This window comes from Bremerella sp. P1 (assembly GCF_028748185.1).
Classification (GTDB): Bacteria; Planctomycetota; Planctomycetia; order Pirellulales; family Pirellulaceae; genus Bremerella.
On sequence record NZ_CP118164.1, the window covers coordinates 540,210 to 558,582 of the forward strand.

18 protein-coding genes are annotated in these 18,373 nt (G+C 56.7%); 12 read left to right on the top strand and 6 right to left on the bottom strand.

The annotated features are described in order from the left end of the window. Nucleotides 1–10 precede the first annotated feature (10 nt). On the top strand, nucleotides 11–1,555 hold the full coding sequence (gene cobA / locus PSR63_RS02220; RefSeq protein ID WP_274330362.1) for a uroporphyrinogen-III C-methyltransferase: 1,545 nt from the start codon (nucleotides 11–13) through the stop codon (nucleotides 1,553–1,555). Nucleotides 1,556–1,558: 3 nt separating this feature from the next. Here cobA and PSR63_RS02225 read toward each other — a convergent pair whose 3' ends face one another. Both PSR63_RS02225 and PSR63_RS02230 read right to left on the bottom strand, forming a co-directional pair. Beyond that, on the bottom strand, nucleotides 1,559–2,608 hold the full coding sequence (locus PSR63_RS02225) for a prenyltransferase/squalene oxidase repeat-containing protein (protein WP_274330363.1): 1,050 nt from the start codon (nucleotides 2,606–2,608) through the stop codon (nucleotides 1,559–1,561). Between the two features lie 161 nt (nucleotides 2,609–2,769). Continuing rightward, entirely contained in the window at nucleotides 2,770–2,952 is a 183-nt protein-coding gene (locus tag PSR63_RS02230; protein ID WP_274330365.1) for a hypothetical protein, read from the bottom strand. A gap of 285 nt (nucleotides 2,953–3,237) precedes the next feature. On the opposite strand from PSR63_RS02230, the gene PSR63_RS02235 reads away from it, so the two are divergent. The 3 genes from PSR63_RS02235 (at nucleotide 3,238) to coaD (ending at nucleotide 5,663) form a co-directional block, all read left to right on the top strand. Then, entirely contained in the window at nucleotides 3,238–4,398 is a 1,161-nt protein-coding gene (locus tag PSR63_RS02235; protein ID WP_274330366.1) for an aminotransferase class V-fold PLP-dependent enzyme, read from the top strand. A gap of 85 nt (nucleotides 4,399–4,483) precedes the next feature. Next, a complete protein-coding gene (locus PSR63_RS02240; RefSeq protein ID WP_274330367.1) occupies nucleotides 4,484–5,125 on the top strand; it encodes a hypothetical protein in 642 nt (213 codons plus the stop codon). A 40-nt stretch (nucleotides 5,126–5,165) separates the two neighbouring features. Continuing rightward, on the top strand, nucleotides 5,166–5,663 hold the full coding sequence (gene coaD, locus PSR63_RS02245; protein ID WP_274330369.1) for a pantetheine-phosphate adenylyltransferase: 498 nt from the start codon (nucleotides 5,166–5,168) through the stop codon (nucleotides 5,661–5,663). Between the two features lie 2 nt (nucleotides 5,664–5,665). Here the strand turns inward: coaD and PSR63_RS02250 are convergent, their stop codons facing one another. The 3 genes from PSR63_RS02250 to PSR63_RS02260 all read right to left on the bottom strand — a co-directional run bounded on the left by PSR63_RS02250 (nucleotide 5,666) and on the right by PSR63_RS02260 (nucleotide 9,746). Then, nucleotides 5,666–7,972 (bottom strand): TIM44-like domain-containing protein, encoded by a 2,307-nt coding sequence (locus PSR63_RS02250; protein WP_274330370.1) that lies wholly within the window; start codon nucleotides 7,970–7,972, stop codon nucleotides 5,666–5,668. Nucleotides 7,973–8,085: 113 nt separating this feature from the next. Next, nucleotides 8,086–9,126: a protein arginine kinase gene (locus PSR63_RS02255; protein ID WP_274334278.1), complete on the bottom strand. Its 1,041-nt coding sequence runs from the start codon at nucleotides 9,124–9,126 to the stop codon at nucleotides 8,086–8,088. Between the two features lie 110 nt (nucleotides 9,127–9,236). Then, nucleotides 9,237–9,746 carry a UvrB/UvrC motif-containing protein gene (locus PSR63_RS02260; protein ID WP_274330372.1) on the bottom strand — a complete coding sequence of 170 codons (510 nt, stop codon included), beginning with the start codon at nucleotides 9,744–9,746 and terminating at the stop codon, nucleotides 9,237–9,239. A 289-nt stretch (nucleotides 9,747–10,035) separates the two neighbouring features. Here PSR63_RS02260 and trpE point away from each other — a divergent pair, with 289 nt between their 5' ends. From trpE to PSR63_RS02275, 3 genes are all read left to right on the top strand, one after another. Further along, entirely contained in the window at nucleotides 10,036–11,550 is a 1,515-nt protein-coding gene (trpE, locus tag PSR63_RS02265; RefSeq protein WP_274330374.1) for an anthranilate synthase component I, read from the top strand. A 31-nt stretch (nucleotides 11,551–11,581) separates the two neighbouring features. Next, nucleotides 11,582–11,902, top strand: coding sequence for a putative quinol monooxygenase (locus PSR63_RS02270; protein ID WP_274330376.1), 321 nt, complete (start codon nucleotides 11,582–11,584; stop codon nucleotides 11,900–11,902). A 143-nt stretch (nucleotides 11,903–12,045) separates the two neighbouring features. Then, nucleotides 12,046–12,597 (top strand): hypothetical protein, encoded by a 552-nt coding sequence (locus PSR63_RS02275; RefSeq protein ID WP_274330378.1) that lies wholly within the window; start codon nucleotides 12,046–12,048, stop codon nucleotides 12,595–12,597. Nucleotides 12,598–12,639: 42 nt separating this feature from the next. Here the strand turns inward: PSR63_RS02275 and PSR63_RS02280 are convergent, their stop codons facing one another. Further along, nucleotides 12,640–13,344 carry a class I SAM-dependent methyltransferase gene (locus PSR63_RS02280; protein WP_274330380.1) on the bottom strand — a complete coding sequence of 235 codons (705 nt, stop codon included), beginning with the start codon at nucleotides 13,342–13,344 and terminating at the stop codon, nucleotides 12,640–12,642. Between the two features lie 187 nt (nucleotides 13,345–13,531). Here PSR63_RS02280 and PSR63_RS02285 point away from each other — a divergent pair, with 187 nt between their 5' ends. From PSR63_RS02285 to PSR63_RS02305, 5 genes are all read left to right on the top strand, one after another. Beyond that, a complete protein-coding gene (locus PSR63_RS02285; RefSeq protein WP_274330382.1) occupies nucleotides 13,532–14,581 on the top strand; it encodes an XdhC family protein in 1,050 nt (349 codons plus the stop codon). Next, on the top strand, nucleotides 14,578–15,585 hold the full coding sequence (locus PSR63_RS02290) for a nucleotidyltransferase family protein (RefSeq protein WP_274330383.1): 1,008 nt from the start codon (nucleotides 14,578–14,580) through the stop codon (nucleotides 15,583–15,585). Before PSR63_RS02285 ends, PSR63_RS02290 begins: the two co-directional genes overlap by 4 nt. A gap of 204 nt (nucleotides 15,586–15,789) precedes the next feature. Then, the gene (locus PSR63_RS02295) at nucleotides 15,790–16,761 is read left to right on the top strand and encodes an HD-GYP domain-containing protein (RefSeq protein WP_274330384.1); all 972 of its coding nucleotides are present in this window, start codon (nucleotides 15,790–15,792) and stop codon (nucleotides 16,759–16,761) included. Continuing rightward, a complete protein-coding gene (locus PSR63_RS02300) occupies nucleotides 16,734–17,198 on the top strand; it encodes a hypothetical protein (protein ID WP_274330385.1) in 465 nt (154 codons plus the stop codon). The genes PSR63_RS02295 and PSR63_RS02300 overlap by 28 nt, the downstream gene beginning before the upstream one ends. A gap of 319 nt (nucleotides 17,199–17,517) precedes the next feature. Next, nucleotides 17,518–18,237: a hypothetical protein gene (locus tag PSR63_RS02305; protein WP_274330386.1), complete on the top strand. Its 720-nt coding sequence runs from the start codon at nucleotides 17,518–17,520 to the stop codon at nucleotides 18,235–18,237. Nucleotides 18,238–18,373: the final 136 nt, after the last annotated feature.

The window sequence follows — 18,373 nt, forward strand, 5'->3', positions numbered from 1 at the left end:
AGGGACCGCTGTGACACCCACTGATCAAGATTCCGCTGCGACAGGACCAGGAACCGTCTATCTGGTTGGTAGCGGGCCCGGCGATGCGGGTCTTATCACGCAGCGAGGTATCCAGTGTCTCCAGCAGGCCGATGTGGTCCTGTACGACTACCTCTCGAACCCGGAGCTGCTCGAATACGCTGAGTCGGCTGAGCAGATGCACTGCCTGGGCAGCCACGCCCAGCGAAAGCTTTGGTCACAGGACCGGATCAACGAAGAAATGGTTGCCCAGGCCAAGCAGGGGAAGACCGTCGTCCGGCTAAAAAGTGGCGACCCGACCGTCTTCGCCAGAGCCACCGAAGAAATCGAGGCCCTGCGAGCCGCCGACGTCCCTTTCCAGATTGTCCCCGGCATCACCACGGCATTGGCTGCCAGCGCTTACGCCGGCATTCCGCTGACCCACTCCGACCATGCCTCGGCAGTTGCGTTTGTGACCGGACATGAAAAGCCGGGCAAGGATGGCTCGGCGATCGACTTCGCCGGTCTGGCCAGTTTTCCCGGCACGTTGGTCTTCTACATGGGCGTCACCACGGCTCCCCAGTGGTCGGCCCAGTTGATCGAGCATGGCAAGTCGCCGGACACCCCGTGCGCGATCATCCGCCGCTGTAGCTGGCCCGACCAGGAGACCTTTCGCTGCACGCTGGGCGAGATACCCAACTTGCTGCACTCAGGCTCCAAGATTCGTCCGCCGGTGATTACGGTCGTGGGGGAAGTCGCTCAAGATCACAGCATTCCCAATTGGTTTGAACAGCGCGCGTTGTTCGGGCAAACGTTCCTCATCACGCGTCCCGAACATCAGGCGGCCGAACTGAGATATCCGCTCGCGGAACTAGGTGCGGAAGTATTCGTGCAGCCAGCGATCGATATCAATATCGCCAAAGATCCGGCCCCATTGAACGAGGCGATCGCATACTTGAAGTCGTTTGATTGGATCGCGTTCTCGAGTCGCAACGGCGTGACTTTCTTTATGCAGCGGCTACGTAGCTTAGACTTCGACTTCCGCATGCTGGGGCACCTGAAGATCGGTGCGATCGGCCCAGGCACGGCGGAGCAGCTGGCCAGCTATGGCTTCCAAGCGGATATCATTCCCGACGAGTATCGAGCCGAATCACTGGTTGAAGCGATGGCCGAACAAGTGAACGGCAAACGGGTGCTTCTACCACGAGCGTCACGCGGTCGGGACGTCTTGCCCGTCGGACTTGCCCAGCACGGCGCCGACGTGACGGAAGTGATCACCTACGAAAGCTCCGACGTGACCGAGGTTTCGCCTGAGGTTAAGCGGCAGATGGAATCCAGCGGGTTTGACTGGGTGATCATCACCAGTAGTGCGATCGCCAGGGCGACGGCTCAGTTGGTGCCTGAAGCGATGAGCAGCAGCAACATCGTCAGCATCAGCCCGATTACTTCCGATACAATCCGCGAGCTCGGCTACGAGGTCACGGTGGAAGCCAAGGTGTACACGATGGACGGCATCGTCCAGGCGATTCTCGAGTACGAAGACCAGAACTCGGTCTAGCTTTTATCGCTGATAGATCGGCAAATAGCCCTTGTCCAGCTGCATCATGATCAGATTGCAAGCCGTGACGTAGATGGGGCCAATGCTGGTTTCGTCCCAGTAACCTTCGCCGTTCTGCTCGCCGGTGATGCGGTCGTACAGGCGGTTACGGAATGCTTCCCAGAATGATTTGTCGTCGGTACCTTCTCGGTAGACCACCTGCGAGTAATACAGGTACGAGTAGTGCCAGTGGCTGAAACTCTGGGCCTGGGTTTGGATCTGGTAGAGGTTCTTCTTGCAGTAGTCGAGCATCTTCTTGACGACGTCCGACTTCGATTCGCCGGCGTTCTGCAAGCAGCAGATCGAAGCCGCTGTAATCGCCGGACGAGACGTGCCCCGGTTCTTTGAGCTATACGAAATGCCTCCGTCCGGATTCTGGCAGTCGTAGATGTACTTCTTGGCGTTCTCGATCACTTCGGTTGGCACCGGGATACCCGCGTTGCGGCAGCCGCGTAAACCTTGGACCTGGGTGATGGTGGTCGAACCTTCGTCGAAGTCGTTACCGTCCTTCGCACTCACGTAGCCCCATCCGCCCGACTTGGTTTGGGCGAAGACACTGAACTTCACCGCATTGGTCAAGATCTTGATCAGTTCTTCCCGACGCAGCGAGTCTTCCTCTTCCCCCAGCACCTGCGAGAGAAACAGCATCGAGAAACCATGACCGTACGTGTAGCGGTTGTCGGTCAGCGGGTCGCCGATCAAGCCGTTCGGGCGAGCCTTCGATACGAGGAACTCGACGGCACGGCGTAAGTTCTCGGAGTAGGGTCCCTGCATCGTGGTCGAACCAGAAGCACACAGGGCCGTGCCTGCCAATGCGGTCATCGCGGTGGGATAGTTGGCGGCCGTCCAGTGACCGAGCCGCGATTGGGTACGCTGAACCCAGGCCAGGCCTTTCTCAACGCACGCTTCCCAGGTGCGTCGTTGTGAATCGGATGGAGGAGCGGCCCATAGAGGTGGAGCAGCAGCGGCTGCGGACAATCCTCCCAGCATTCCCAACATTCGTCGGCGATTCATATTCAGCACTCGCTATCTCCCTTGATTTGCTTTGGCTCTGCTCTATTTTTCCAGCCAAAGCGAACCACGTAAAGCAAACTTTCTCGTTACCAGGGGGCGAGAAGCGGAAAGTCGCACGATTCATCGCACGAATTCCCACACAATGGGGCAGATGCGCCGAACTACTTTTGTTCGGCGAAGGTGGTATAAGACAGAAATCCGAGGATCGCAGCGCAGATTACAAACGCCAAGTCCATCGTCATGCTGACGCCACCAAACGGAACGCCTGCCAACATGTCGAGCGCAAATATCAGAAGTAGGAGAACGGAGACCCCCATTCCCACAATCGTCAGCGCTTTCGGCATTGGCAACTCCTGGAGCAAATCAGCGATACGCTACGTAGTGATAAGGCAAATTTTGACCAATTTATCTAGCCCATCCAGTATACCTCAAGCTTCGGCAATGTCACCTAGAGTGCACAATCTGCCGATCAAGGGGCATCCGACGAGCGTTATCCGCCGCGTGGATGGTGTTGGGCGAATGGAAAAGTCTTTAAATTGGTACGGAACCGACCCGGTCAAAACCGTCCTAATTTACGTCGTAACTATATTTCCAACAAGTCTTTTGGTCGATCTTAAAAGAAGCTTTTCATGACGTTTTCTGACGATTCTCGCTGGCAATCCTTCCGTCAGGCGATGCCGGTCACCCAGAAATGGGCCTATTTTGATCACGCAGCGGTCGCTCCGCTGCCGGGAACGACCGCTCTGGCAATCAAAAACTGGTGCGACCAGGCCGCCCATGAGGGGGATGTCGTCTGGCTCGACTGGGAACGAGCGGTCGAAAACACCCGCGAGTCCGGGGCCAAGCTGATTGGGGCGAAGAAGGAAGAGATTGCCCTGGTCAGTAACACGACCCATGGCATCAATCTGGTCGCGGAAGGACTTGCCTGGAAGCCAGGAGACAACCTGGTGGTGTTGGGCAACGAGTTTCCCTCGAATCTTTACCCGTGGCTGCATCAGCAATCCAAAGGGGTCGAGGTTCGCGTCATTCCCGTCGACGGAGTGCAGCCTGACTTAAACCGAATTGCCGAGGCCTGCGACCAAAGGACACGTCTCTTGTCCATCAGTTGGGTCAGCTACAAGACCGGCTGGCGGATCAATCCGAAAGAGCTGGCCAAGATCGCGCACGATGCCGGAGCGTTGTTCTTTCTCGACGCGATCCAGGGCATGGGCGTCTTTCCGCTGGACGTCCGCGACGCCGATATCGATTTCCTGGCAGCCGACGGACACAAGTGGATGCTCGGCCCGGAAGGGGCAGGGCTGTTCTATGTGAAGCAAGAACTATTGAGCGAGCTGCATCCCATCGGGATTGGTTGGAACAGCGTGGCCGGCCGGAAGAACTTCGATAAGATCGACCTGACCTTCCGAGATACGGCCGCCCGATACGAAGGGGGATCGCAGAACATGCCTGGCTTGATTGGCCTGGGAGCAAGTCTCGATCTTCTTCTGGAATATGGTGCCGGCCCCAAAACATCGGCCATTGGCGATCGCGTACTGGAAGTCACGGACTTTGCCTGCCAGCGACTGGAGAGTGTCGGGGCCAAGATTTTGGCCAGTCGCCAGGGAGACGAACGTTCCGGCATCGTGTCGTTCCAGGTACCAGGCAAGTTACCTCAAGACCTCCGCGCGGCGGGTCAGAAAATGGGGGTAAACTTTAGCGTTCGCGGTGACTTTGCTCGGATCAGTCCGCATGCCTACAACAATCAGGCAGATATCGAGCGATTGCTAGAAACGTTGGCCGCTGTGGATTAAGCTTTCAGCTGACTGACACTTATCGCGCGAGAAGAATACGACGGTTCGATTCGCGCTCTTCAAATTGCCCCACTCGGAAAAGCTGATGGTTGACTTCACCGATCGAGAAGAAGAACTGGCCGAAGTGCTTCCCAGCGAACCGGCACGGCCCAAGAAGATCACGATTGTGGTCGTGATCGCAATCATCCTGGCCGTCCTTTACCTGATGGGCTTCCTGGGGACTATCCCCGGTCTCATCATGCAAACGGTCTCGCCAGGCGGATTTAACTTCGCGACCGACTCGGACGATCCCCAAATGCGGATGCAAGCCGAACTGCAAGCCAACCTGGCCGAGGTAACCCAGACCTATTTTATCCCGCTAATCCTGTTAGCCCTGGCCACGCTGGCGGTCGGTAGCTTTTTGCTGTACTCCAGCATTCAAGTTCTCCGTCGTGGCGAGCTCGCCGATTATCGTTTGTTCAACAATTCGCTCATCTTCGCGATTGTGCTGGTCATCGCTAACACTGTTGGAACGGTGCTCATCCAAATCGCCAACTGGAACGCCATCCAGAGTGCGCTGTCGTCCGGAGACGCTGGCCCTCAGGGCGAGCTCATGAGGAATATCATGATGTTCTCGATGGTGCTGGGCATCGGGATGGGCGTGGCTTTTGAACTCGGCAAGTTGATCTACTTCATCATTGCTCGCTGGATGATCGGTCATTACATCACGACACTCGACAAGTCGTAACACCCCTGACACTTGATAGAAACACTTCTGGACTGAATCGATGGCGGATGGCAACCGAATCGGCGTATATGTGGGATCGTTCGACCCGATCACGCTGGGGCACCTTAACCTGATCGAGCGGAGCAGTAAGCTCGTCGATCGCTTGATCGTTGGGATCGGCATCAATGCGGAAAAGTCGGGGCTATTCAGCCCTGAAGAACGCGTCGACCTGGTCGAGCGCGTCACTGCCGAGATGCCCAATGTCGAAGTCCAAACGTTTAGCGGCCTGGCCGTCGAGTTCGTTCGTAGTGTCGGTGCCCGTGTGATGATCCGTGGTATTCGTCCTTTGACCGATATCGCCGGCGAATTCACGATGATGATGGCCAATCGCAAGCTCGACAGCGAGATTGAAACGATCTTCCTCATGGCCGACGAAGAGTTTGGCCACGTTTCCAGTTCGCTGCTGAAACAGATCACGCCGCTGGCTAACGACGAGCAGTTGGAGAAATTCGTTCCCAGCTCGATCATTCCCGACCTAAGAGCCAAGCTGGCGAAGTAAGCCTAGTCGTTCCAGTCGGACTTCAAGTGCAGCTCATCATCATGGGCTGGCGTCTTTCCGCGTAAAGCCTCTTGAGCCTTCTTGTAGAGGACCGCTCGGCGGCGGCGAATGAGTTGCTTCAGGTCGTAGTCGGTGAGCCCAATCTTCTTAGCCACCTTAGCCAGGACCTTCCTCTCCTTCTCGCACACGCTGCCGTCGGCAAACGCCATGTCGATCATCTTCACCAGCCAGAACTGACCCACGGTTGGATCTTCCGGAACGCTGATGTCCAGCTTGCCTTCTTTCGCCGCGACGCACATCTCCTTGAGCTGTTTATTCGAGATACCGTAGTGCGCGGCAAGCTCCTTGAGCTGCTCGATTTCCTTGGGATCGAACCGTCCGTCCGCGGCGGCCATGTACACAACCCACGAGAACATATCGACGCTGCGCATGCCCTCGGTCCATTCTTCTAACTGCAGCGAACGAGTACGGACCGCAGCTTCCACATCGTAGCGGCTGAGCCCCAGCTCTTTGGCGGCCGCGTTGATGTAGACCTTTTCCCAGGCCTCCATGCGGCTATCGATCAAACTCACATCGACCATGGCCATCAGCCATCGTTTGATGACCTGGGAATTCAAGTCTTTCAGGCGACGGCGATCGAGCTTTTCGCGACTTCGCATCGCTTGAACGAGCGTCGCGTTATCAATCCCGCACTTCCTGGCAACCTCGCGAATAAAATCCTTCGCGTCTGCTTTGGAGATATGCAGCCCCCCAGCCACCTCGCCGAGCAGCTTACAGAGCGTCACGTCGTCTTCTCGCACAACGACATTGGGTGCCAGTCCGTCGATCTGCACCCCATCGATCTCGCTTTGCGTGAACTCAGGCAGCTTCTGCTCCATCAAGACGACGCGCTCAAGCGGGGCATCCTCGGCGTTCTCGAACTTGATGACCGAGACATTCGTTTCGATCCCTTCGTACGCCTTCTTACGCAGAGCCATGGCCGGCGTCGAAGTGAAAGGCAGCACGTCGGCCAGGGTCCACTCGAGCGCCCCATCGTTAAGCACCGTATGACAGAACTCGCACGCGTGCGACGCGTTGTTGGACTCAGGGGCACCACACTTGGGGCAATGCGAACTGGTGATCGTGCGTTCGATGCGCGTCTTCGCGCCGTGCTTACGAACCAGAACCATCATGGTGCTGATTTGCACCGGATCTCGCTCGATTTCCAGTTCACCATGTCGATCGACAATCCCGCGACGAGCTGTCCAGCGAATATTCATCAAGGCTCTATCGAACGGCTCTTCGGCAATCACGCCAGAGACGTCCGCGGCCAAGATTCGTGGGTGAATATAAACCGTCCGTTTACCGAAGTCGTTCGGCTTCAGCTTCTTCTCGTAGCCGTCACAAAAACGATCGGTCGCGACCTTACCCAGCGGATCGATCACCCCCAGCCGATCGGCCAGGAACTTGCGAAAGAAGATCACGCTTGCTCGGTCTTCCAGATAGTGCGAACTGAACCCCTGGTCTTGCTTGATCCAGTAGCGGGTCGCACTGCTCATCTTGAATGGCTTGGTTACTTTCCAGGAGGACTGGTCCGAGATTTCTGACAGCACCCAGTCGTGCTCGCCTGAACGGACGGTGCTTTCGCACGAAGGACATTTCTCCCACTGATTTACCGAGATGTCGGCACCGCAGTTGGGACAATGCCCGTGGACCGAGCCAAAGTCCTTCGACTTGGTCTGGGCCCCACGGCGACGCAGAAAAGTCCACACCTCTGAGATCGGCTCCGACTCTTCGGTGATCACATCGGTACCGTCCTGCTTAAGTCGATATTGGCGAACGGCCGTGCCAGAGATCCGCATCGAGATCACCTCGAATGCGTTCTGGTTGTTCTTGGACGACGTGATCTCGGCAGGCGAAAGATTATCGACCTTCAGATGGATCGTCTTCCGCTTACGGCCCAGGCTCTCTTCTTCCTCCAGACGAAACGCCATCCGCTGGTAGATACCATCCGAGACAAACGAACGGATGTCGCTCAGGTCGCCGGTATCGAGGGCCTTCTCCACTTCGATATAGGCGTTGGTTGCCGCCATACAGAAGTTATGCAAATCGAAATTCGGGTCAGCCTCCTGGATCGACAGCAGGGCCTGATCCATGCGGCTGAGCTCTTTCTTCTTATTGCCCAGGCGAATCATCGACGCACTACGCAGGCTGCCCTGAAGATGCTCGGCAAAGACACCTCCCATGATGAAGAGGGCGAGAACCACGATGGTGATCCCATCGTAGACATCGGCCAGCAGAACGAAACTTTCAGGCAGTAGGGTAGGCATAGGAGCTACGTTGACAAGGCGCGAGGCTTCGCTGGCGCAAAATCGCGCAGGAAGATTTCGACAAGGTATTCGCCGAGTCTAAAGAAATATTCAGCGAAAATCGACCGCTAAGGCTAATTTCGCTCGTCGCGGTGCTCTTTGCCTCGATCTTGCAGGTAGCGCCGCAAGTAGAGGGCTCGTTCGATGTTGCGTCCGGCCGTGTCCAGTTCGTTGCCTCGCAGCTTCTGCAAGTGGGCCGGCTGTGTTTCGACGAAAAGCTTGTTGATGTCGGAAATCGCCAGGTCGTCGATCAGCCCCAGGTTCACGCCCATGCGAACGCTCGACAGGAGGTGCATCGTCTCTTCGCTGCTGATCGTCTGAGCGGTGCACAGGATGCCGTAAGCTCGGCTGATCTTATCGTGCAGGTCTTCGCGATTCTGGGTGATCAGGAAGTCGCGAGCCTTGCGTTCGTACTCGATGATCATCGGCACCACGCCGCTGACCTGGCCGATCAGTTCTTCTTCCGACTTGCCGAGGGTGATCTGATTGCTGATCTGATAGAAATCACCCATCGCCTGCGAGCCTTCGCCGTACAAACCACGCACGGCCAGATTGATCTTCTGCAAGCTGCGGAAGACTTTCTCGATCTGGTTGGTGATTACCAAAGCAGGCAGGTGCAGCATCACGCTCACTCGCATGCCGGTACCGACGTTGGTTGGGCAGGCGGTCAGATAGCCAAGACGCTCGTGGAAAGCGTAGCTGAGCTTGCTTTCGAGTTGATCGTCGACTTCGTTGATCTGATCCCAGGCACTGTGCAGATCGAGACCGCTCTTCATGACCTGAATGCGGAGATGATCTTCCTCGTTGATCATCACACTCAGGCGTTCGTCGTTATCGATCGCCACGCTGCGGGCACCTTCGGCCTCGGCGTGTTCGCGGCTGATCAGCTGACGTTCGGTCAGAAACTGTCGATCGACATGAGCTAGTTCGTCGACACGCAGGTAATACAGCGTGTTGAAGCCTGGGATGACCTGCAGACGATCGTGCACCATCTTTTCGATCGACTTGCGATCTTGCGGGGTGCAGCGGCGAATGAAGGGGAACTCAGCCAGATTGCGAGCCAGGCGAATGCGACTGCTGATCACGATATCGGACTCAGGTCCGCTACCGCGCATCCATTCGCCAGATCGACATGCCAATTCTTTGAGTTCCACTTAAGTTGTACCTTCACTCTCCAGTTGGGTATTTTCAGCGAGAGACGTCGCGCCAGTCCCACAGTGTACGCTTAGGACTGACCTTCCTCAATCTTACGGATTTCATCCCGGATTTGGGAAGCACGCTCGTAGTCTTCCTTTTCGACCGCAGCTTTCATGTCGTTATGAAGCTGAATCAAGCGTGTCTGGTCTTGCGACGACTGTTGATGATGCTTGGGATGCTTGCCCGCATGCTGCGTATCGCCATGAATATTGACGATCAGCGGATCAAGCTCGCTACCGAAGCAGGTGTAGTCGTGCGGGCAGCCAAGCCGGCCCTGATTACGGAACTCGTAAAAACTAATGCCGCAAATCGGACAGACCTGCTCGTCGAGCTTGGCCAGTTCCTTGGCCGTGTCGGCCACCTTCAGTTGATGATGCAGCATTCCGGCCAGCGATGGCTGAATTGGCATCCCACCCGAGGGGTTCTGCGTCAGGTACGACTGCGCGCACTGCTCGCACAGGTGCAGCTCGTGCGGCTTCTCGCCGGTGAGTTCCGTGATATGAAACGTGGCGGGCTTTTCGCATTGTTGACATTTCATGACGAAAAATCGCCTCCTCCCACGTGGGTTTAAAGCCGTTGGTTTGCCTCTTGCTTGTTGGCCGACCCTACCAGGTGACTGGCCGATCAACGTAAATCCAATTCGCAATTAGAGATACTGCGAGAGGATTATTCTGGATTCTATCGACGCCAAGGGGGGTGTCAAGATTAGACGCCATGCCGTTCAATGTTACCAGAGACCGATTATTCGTGGGTGTGAACATTTACGACGCCTCGCGGGTCTCCTCCAACGGATTGGCAAGCACTACCCTTTGGCAGACACCTGACTTATGCCGTACCTCCCAGAATTCTCCGAGTTTGAGCAGCTCGCGGAAAAGTTCGAGATTATTCCCGTTTATCGGCGCCTGATCAGCGATTCGATGACTCCGGTCTCGGCATTTCACAAGTTAGACGACGGCAAGCCAGCTTGCCTGTTTGAAAGCGTGGTCGGTGGCGAGAAGGTCGGCCGCTACAGCTTTATCGGTATTCATCCCGAATACCATCTCAGCGCGACACGTGATCAAGTCACCATCGCCAGCAAAGAAGGCACCGAGACCTTTACCTGTGCCAACCCGCTGGAAGAGCTCCGTAAGCGGCTCGATACCGGCAACGTCGCTCACATCGAAGGGCTCCCCCCGTTTAACGGTGGAGCGATCGGTTACGCGGGGTACGATGTCGTCCGCTACGTCGAAAACCTGCCCAATGCCCCCGAAGACGATCGCCACCTGCCAGACCTTTCGTTCGGCTTCTACAACAACCTGGTCGTCTTCGATAACGTGACCAAGACGGCCTATGTGATCGTGATGGCCAAGTGCCCCAAGGGGAAAGAAAACGATCATCAGGCCATCTACGACGCCGCGTGTCAGCAGGCTGAAGAGATCGTCGCCCAACTGACCAAGCACGACCCGACCCTCACACCCACCGACATCGACCTGGCCGGCTACCCAACGATCGGGTACCGCTCGAACTTCACCCAGGAAGATTTTGAAGCTGCCGTTCGCAAATGTGTCGAGTACATCGTGGCCGGCGACATCTTTCAGGTCGTCTTTAGCCAGCGTCTGGAAGTCGACATCCAAAGCGATCCCTTCGAGATCTACCGCACGCTGCGGATTGTGAACCCAAGCCCGTTCATGTTCTTCCTTCGCACGCCCGAAACCACCCTGGTCGGCAGTTCGCCTGAGATCATGGTCCGCGTGATGGATGGCACCGTGACGGTTCGTCCACTGGCTGGCACGCGTCCGCGTGGCTTGACCGAAGCTGAAGACGCTCGTCTGGCCGAAGAACTTCTGGCCGATCCCAAAGAGCGGGCCGAACACGTCATGCTGGTCGACCTGGGCCGCAACGACGTCGGCCGTGTGGCCAAGTACCGCAGTGTTCAACTGTCCGACGTGATGGCGATCGAGCGCTATAGCCACGTGATGCACATCACCTCGAATGTCACCGGCGAGCTGCCCGAAGGCAAAGACGCCTTCGACGCCATGGCGGCCTGCCTGCCAGCGGGGACAGTATCAGGGGCACCCAAAGTGCGAGCCATGGAAATCATCGACGAGATCGAGCCTCATCGCCGCGGCCCTTACGCCGGCGCGGTTGGCTACATCGACTACGGCGGTAACATGGATACATGCATCGCCCTGCGAACGATCGTCATCCAGGACGGCACCGCCTACGTGCAAGCCGGGGCCGGCATCGTCGCCGACAGCGATCCGAAAATGGAATACCAAGAAACGCTCAACAAGGCTCGCGGCATCCTCAAAGCGATCGAGATCACCGAGAAGCGCTCCGCCGCCCAAAAGAGCAGCAGCTAATCCCACCGCCAAAAACATCTAGAAAGAGCATATGCGCACCATGATTCACGTCATCGCCACCATTAACCTGAAGCCAGATACCCGCGACGCCTTCCTGGCCGCATTCCACGAACTGGTCCCCAAGGTTCTGGAAGAAGATGGCTGCATCACCTACGGCCCGACGATCGACGTCGATGCCAACCTGGGCGACGTGCAAGAAGGCCCCCGCGACAACACCGTCACGGTCGTTGAATCGTGGGAGTCGGTCGAGCACCTCCAAGCCCACCTCGTCGCCCCGCACATGAACGACTACCGCGAGCAAGTCAAAGACATGGTCACCGATATGAAGGTCCAGGTATTGGCCCCCGCTTAAAGCGGGCACATTCGATCAGTTTGTGGCACGAACATGAGTAATGGTCCTTAGGCCTGGAAGGCCGGCCGAATGTAGCCAGGGGTGATAACCCCTGGTCAGATCGAATCAAAATAGCGCAAGCCCTGGAAGGGCGTCCGAAACGAATGTTGTCGTGTTCGGTCGCCCTTCCAGGGCTTTATCCTTTTGTGGCTCAGTACCAGGGGCTAGACGCCCCTGGCTACATTCGGCCGGGCCTCCGGCCCTTAGAGCGGGTATCGATCACGGCAAAGACTTCGCGTTGGTTGCAGAAACGCGATACGTTTCAGGAAGAAGACACGCTCAAGAAACGGCCAGTTTCGCTCCTTCGACAATCGCCTGCAACGCAGAAATCAGCGACCATCATGGCAGACTCCGATCCTGGGACACCCGAAGAACATCGTGCCGAACTCGATTCAGTCCCGGGGCTCACAATTCGAGAGTGGATGGCTCTCGTTATCAGTTGCACAGCCCCTTGGGTGCTCCACTTCGCCGTCGGCTGGTGGGCGGCTCTGCTTGCCATCCCTTGTAGTTTCTTGCTCTATGATTTTGTGTTTCGCCGCGAGGGTATCTGCATGGGTATTCCATTCATGCTGCCACTAGCCAGCAGCATGGTATTATTGCTGATGGAGGTCGCCATTTTTTTGAGATGGATACTCCGCACCCCCGACATTCAATAATCTGTGCTTATCCGCGCAATCCGTGGTTAGCCTTCTCCTGGCTTACCGCCGTTCAAACTGCAGGAAGTAGTTCTCTTTGAAGGATGGCACTTCCACTTCGTTCACAAAGCGGAAGCCGGCCTTTTCGATCTCTGCCCGGAAGACCTCCTTACCGGCGCGAACATGATTGAGTGTCCACTCGCGCGACTCGCCGGGGATGCGGTTGAAGTCGATCACCACCAGCTTGCCGCCTGGCTTCATGGCCTTGTGAATCGAAGCGAGCGACTGATCGGGGTATTCAAAGTGGTGGTACACGTCGCAGATGAAGGCCGCGTCGATGCTGCCAGGGGCCAGGCGAATATCATCCTGCCCGCATAGCACCGGCGTCACATTGTTCAGACTTTTAATCTCGGCCAGCTTCTCGACCCGCTCGACAAACTTCGGAGCGATATCCAACGCGTAGACCCAGCCGTCTTTGCCCACCGCTTCGGAAAACGGTTCGACGAACAGCCCCGTGCCCGTACCAATATCGGCCACGCGATCGCCTGGCGAAAGCTTCATCCGCTCGACGATCTCGCTTTTGGCAGCAAACACTTCACGGCTTTCGACCTCAAATCGATTCACCCATTCTTCTACGTTAAGCTCGGGGTCGAGAAACTTTTCGTTGATCCCCGGCTTCACGCTTTCGGGAGCGGCCGCTTCTTGAGCCCACGCTTGCGTACCGAATAACAACACAACCCATACCGAAGCGTATGCCAGGTGACGCATGACGATCTTCTTCCCACGAAAGTGACAATAGACAAACAGGTAACGATATATTGGAATTTAAGAACGGCGATCCCGCGGGTCAATCACTCTAGCGAGGTTGTCGCTGGCGTCTGCCTCTGGTCGCGGCCCTGGGGTTCGCAGTACCATACGGGCACACCACTGCCACTTTCCTTCTCGAAGACCCCGCATGCGTGAAGTCCTTCAAGCCCTGGTTGCCGATATTCCCGCCGGCAAATCGGCTGCATACTGCCAGCTGATTGATACCCGCGGTTCGACCCCGCAAAAGGCTGGGGCGACCATGCTCGTCTATCCCAGCGGCCAGCAGGTCGGCACGCTCGGTGGCGGTTGCGTCGAAGCCGAGGTCAAACGCCGCGCGATCGAGCTGCTCGAAGCAGGGCAGGGGACCGTCGTCGAGTTTGTGCTCGATCACGACTACGGCTGGGACGACGGCCTCATCTGCGGCGGACGCATGGAAGTGATCATCGAACCGCTCACTCCGCACAACAAAGTCGACTTCTTTCAGTCGATCCTGGAAGCGATCACCTCGAACCTCGGTGGCACGCTGGCCATTGCCGCCGATCCGCGCGAACATTCGCTGCGTAACTTCGGCATGGTCTTGCTTTCCCCCACCGGCGCGATCATCGCCTCGCAAGGCGATGCCAGCCATTGTCGCCAAGTCAAAGGGATCGCGGCCCAGTCGCTGCGGCCCCTGACAGGCCGACCTCTCTTTTATCGAGAGCAAGGCATCGCTTTCGTTCCGATCCTGCCGCGCTGCGAACTGGTGATTGTCGGCGGAGGGCACGTCGGCCAGGCCGTCGCCAAGCTGGCGCACTGGGTCGACTTCGATGTGACGGTCATCGATGACCGCCCCGATGTGATCAGCGCAGAACGTTTCCCCACCGCCATGCGGCGTGTGCCGGGCAAGTTCCAGGAGGTGCTTCCTAAGCTGCCGCTACGGGACGGAGCCTACGGCCTGGTCGTTACCCGCGGCCACAACCATGACGAGATCGGTCTGTATCATCTGCTCAAGCGGCCCCTGGCTTACCTGGGCATGATTGGCAGCAAGCGGAAGATCCGCTTGATCTACGAAGACCTGTTGGAAAAGGGGATCACCCAAGAGCAACTCGATCAGGTGCACGCTCCGGTCGGCCTCGACATTGCTTCCCGCACGGTCGAAGAGATCGCCATCAGCATCGTCGCGCAGCTGGTCTCCTATCGCAATCGGCCGGCATCATGACCCAAGCAGGACGCAGCTTCGCGATCATCCCGGCCTGCGGCGAAAGTCGCCGGATGGGCACCGATAAGCTGCTGCTGCCATGGAATGACTCAACCATCCTGGAAACGGTCATCGCCGCGTGGCAGAAGTCCACCGTCGATCACATCTTCGTGGTGATTCCTCAAGAGCGAACCGACCTGCCGAAGCTCCTGCAGACGCTCCCGGTGCATGTCGTCACCGCCGATCCGCGCCCACGCGACATGAAAGAGTCGATCCAACACGGGCTACGCGCCATCCAGTCACGCCTGGCCCCCACACCCAGCGATGTCTGGCTAGTCGCCCCAGCCGACATGCCGACTCTTTCGACGCAGACGATTGACTTGGTGCTTAAGGCAGCAAGGAAGAATCCAGGGCGAATTATTCGCCCTATGAATCGGGAAAAACATGGTCATCCAGCATTATTTCCTTGGGCGATGGCCGACGAAGTATTCCAACTTTCGGAGAACGAGGGTCTGAACATACTTCCTGAACAATTTCCTCCCGTCGATGTAGTCGTCGAAGAAATCGGAGAGGACGTCGACACGAAAGAGGAACTCACGGCTCTACAAAGGAAAGAGAATCTTAAGTCACCCCGAAGCTTTTTTGGCCGTATTGATTTAATTCAAAAAGAATACGACCGTGGCCGCAGCCTGGCAGAGGAAGACGTCGCCAACGGCGAGCGGAAGATATACGTTCAGACACGCGGTGCCGGGGATGAATTCCTGTCCGATCTGATGCGACAGCGGTACGGCATTCTTGTCGAATATACGAGCGACATCACATGGAACGAGAAACGGTCGTTTGAAGACGGCTACAACTCGGTTGCTCGTGAATACATTGAGTCCGTTGACGGAAAAGGTGCAATAAGGCGAGTTTTGGCCGAAGTCAAAACGTTCCGCGATGATCAATACCGCCAATATCTCGAAAACAACGGGGAATCGGACCGCCCTGAGTTAGACCAAGACCTCCGCGATTCTTCGCAGTAGGGCTGAGTGCCCTCAAAAACCCCTGACATTCAACATAGGCCACGGCATTCATGGCAATTACGGGTAACCGAATTGCCAAGGATAAAGTCGGCGAAATCAGGCTTTCGTGGCTCATCCGTCCACCGACGTTCTACATTTCCAATGCAGAAGACACATGGCAATCTCGCCATGCAATAGAAAGTAACTCCATTCACATTACCCACCATGTCGCCGTCAACCGACACCTCGAAACGCCAGAAATATCTACCGGTTCCGTTGGCCCTGTTGTGCCTGACGAAAGAACTGCCGGTCGATGTTTATTGGTGCCTTTACCCAGGAGCCGATCCGGTCCTGCTCCGGGGTCAGAATATCGAGATTGACGACGACGAATTCCCCAAGCTGCTCGAAGGCGGCGTCGAGACGGTTTACATTCCGCGCGATCAGGGAGAGGTCTTTCAACAACATCTGCAGGAGAACGTCCGCTCGATTCTGAATAACCACGATGTACCGATCGCCCAGCGGATGGCTTTTCTCAACAGCACAGGCCGGACCATGCTGCAGGAAGTCTTTCGCTCTGACAATCTCGACAAGACCTTAGAAAGTGTCAGCGTTCTGAGCGAACATATGACCTCGCTCATTTCCCAGGACGAGATCGTCGCCGGTGAATTGTTCGACGTACTGCAGCACGATTATCACACCTACACCCATTCGTATAACGTCGCCAGCTATGCCATGTTGTTGGCTCAGGAAATGGGATTCCGTGACGAAGCAGAGTTGCGTCGGATCTCGATGGGAGGTCTGCTGCACGACCTGGGCAAGCTTCGCATCCCCAATCAAATCTTGACGAAAAAAGAACGCCTGACCGAAGCCGAATGGCAGACGATTCAGCGTCATCCGACCGACGGCTTTGTTGCCTTGGCCGAACGTGCCGAACTGACCTTCGATCAACTGATGATGGTCTACCAGCATCACGAAAAACTCGATGGATCTGGCTACCCCGTGGGGATCGATGGTGACGAGATCCATGTTTTGGCCCGCATCTGTAGTGTTGTCGATATCTTCGAGGCACTTACCAGCAACCGCCCCTACCGCAATCCGAATTCAACGAAAGAAGCGTTAGAGATACTCGATAAAATGGCACCCACCAAACTCGACGGGGACATGGTCAAATGCTGGAAAGCTTTGATGCAGAAGTAGGGGCAAGCCCGAAGCTCAACGAAGAAGCCGTCTTTCAGCGCGCGGCACGCGACTTGACGTTTCAGGTACAGATTCCACGAACGAAAATGGAACAACTCGGAAAGTCGGGCCCGACCGCAACCACGTTAACCGACCAGCGGCGACACGTCCGCTTTCATCAACTCAAACGCTGCATCGTACGCTGTAATCCAACGTTCCCTACGATTGAACGAACCTCGCACCTTACCTTGGGGTTGGTCACGAATATTTCCAAGGATGGGGTTGGCTTTCTGTTTCCCGTACAGCTCTATCCCAAAGAGCGTTTTGTTTTGCGTATCGAAGGAAGCGGCATGATTCCCTTAACGGTCGCACGCTGCCGCAAATTGGGCCCGCAATGCTATGAGATTGGCGCAACATCGATCCGGCCGATCGATATGAAGCCATTCATTGCGAGTTAGCCGCTCGGTCGTTGATCATCACGGCGTAGTCGATCGAATTGGACGCCCCGTCTCTGCTTCAAGTCTCCCAATCACGCGGGCCCTACAGAAATCTTCCAGGCGCACTATCTTACTGATGCGCTAGTCGTCTAAATTACACGTACATCCAACGAAGCACGCTCGCTTCCCCTGTTGCCAATCCCAACCTCGGTGTGCCACTGGCCTCTGGCCAGTGCTCTTGCAGCCAATTAGGGATGGCTAAACCTTTCTCACTTCTCACTGCCGAGGGCGGCAGTGGCACACGATTTGTCAACACAACTTCACCACACAAGCGAACATCATGTCCCATCACCACGCACCACAACCGGAAACACACGGAGCTGGCTCAAAAGGCCACGCTCCGCAGGTTGCCGTGCGCGATGGCAACCGACTGCTGTGCCCCTGCTGCGGGGAAGTGTTGATGGTGCTGGCGGAGAAGCCGCCTTCCTACGGAGCCAACTGCCAGGCCGTTTCCATCGATCCCGAGATCGCCGCGCACGAGTTCCCTGCCGATCCGCCTCCGCCGATTCCGACGCGGCGAACAACCACGCTTCGGCCTGCGTCACTCGATCAGCGCGAACCGCGCGAGCGCGACGAAGCCACGCGGGCTCGTGAACGCGAGCTCTATCGGCTGAAGCGACCTCTGCGAGAACCACTCACTTACGAAGCTGCCCGGCTGTTCGCCTACACGTACTACCGCCTGCAGGCCCTCGACCGGCAACTGCATCGCGAGATTTGCGAGAAGCAGGAAGAGATCGACGCGCTGCAGCGGGAACTGGATGGCCTGAAGAAAACACCTTCGCACGGAGAACCTCCACAACGCACGAAGCAGGTAAAGGTTCGTCTTCATCACGAGCCCAAGAAGTTGATCACGCCAGCGCGACGAGATCGTGTTCGCCAAGCGATTCAAAGACACGCCCAAGCGGACTTGGGCGTGGCACCAGGACGAGTTGGCGATGCGAAGGTCTTCGAAGCGGAAACGCAGAAAACAAGTGAAGCCCACGAACGCGGACCACCATAACAATCCTGTCCCCTCTCCCTCGCAGGGAGAGGGCTAGGGTGAGGGTTTATCGAGCGTCCTTAACCCAACATCGCCAGACGAAGATTCCGCAACGACCGGAACTCCGCTCGCGCTTGCGCTGCCAATAGGCGAACTG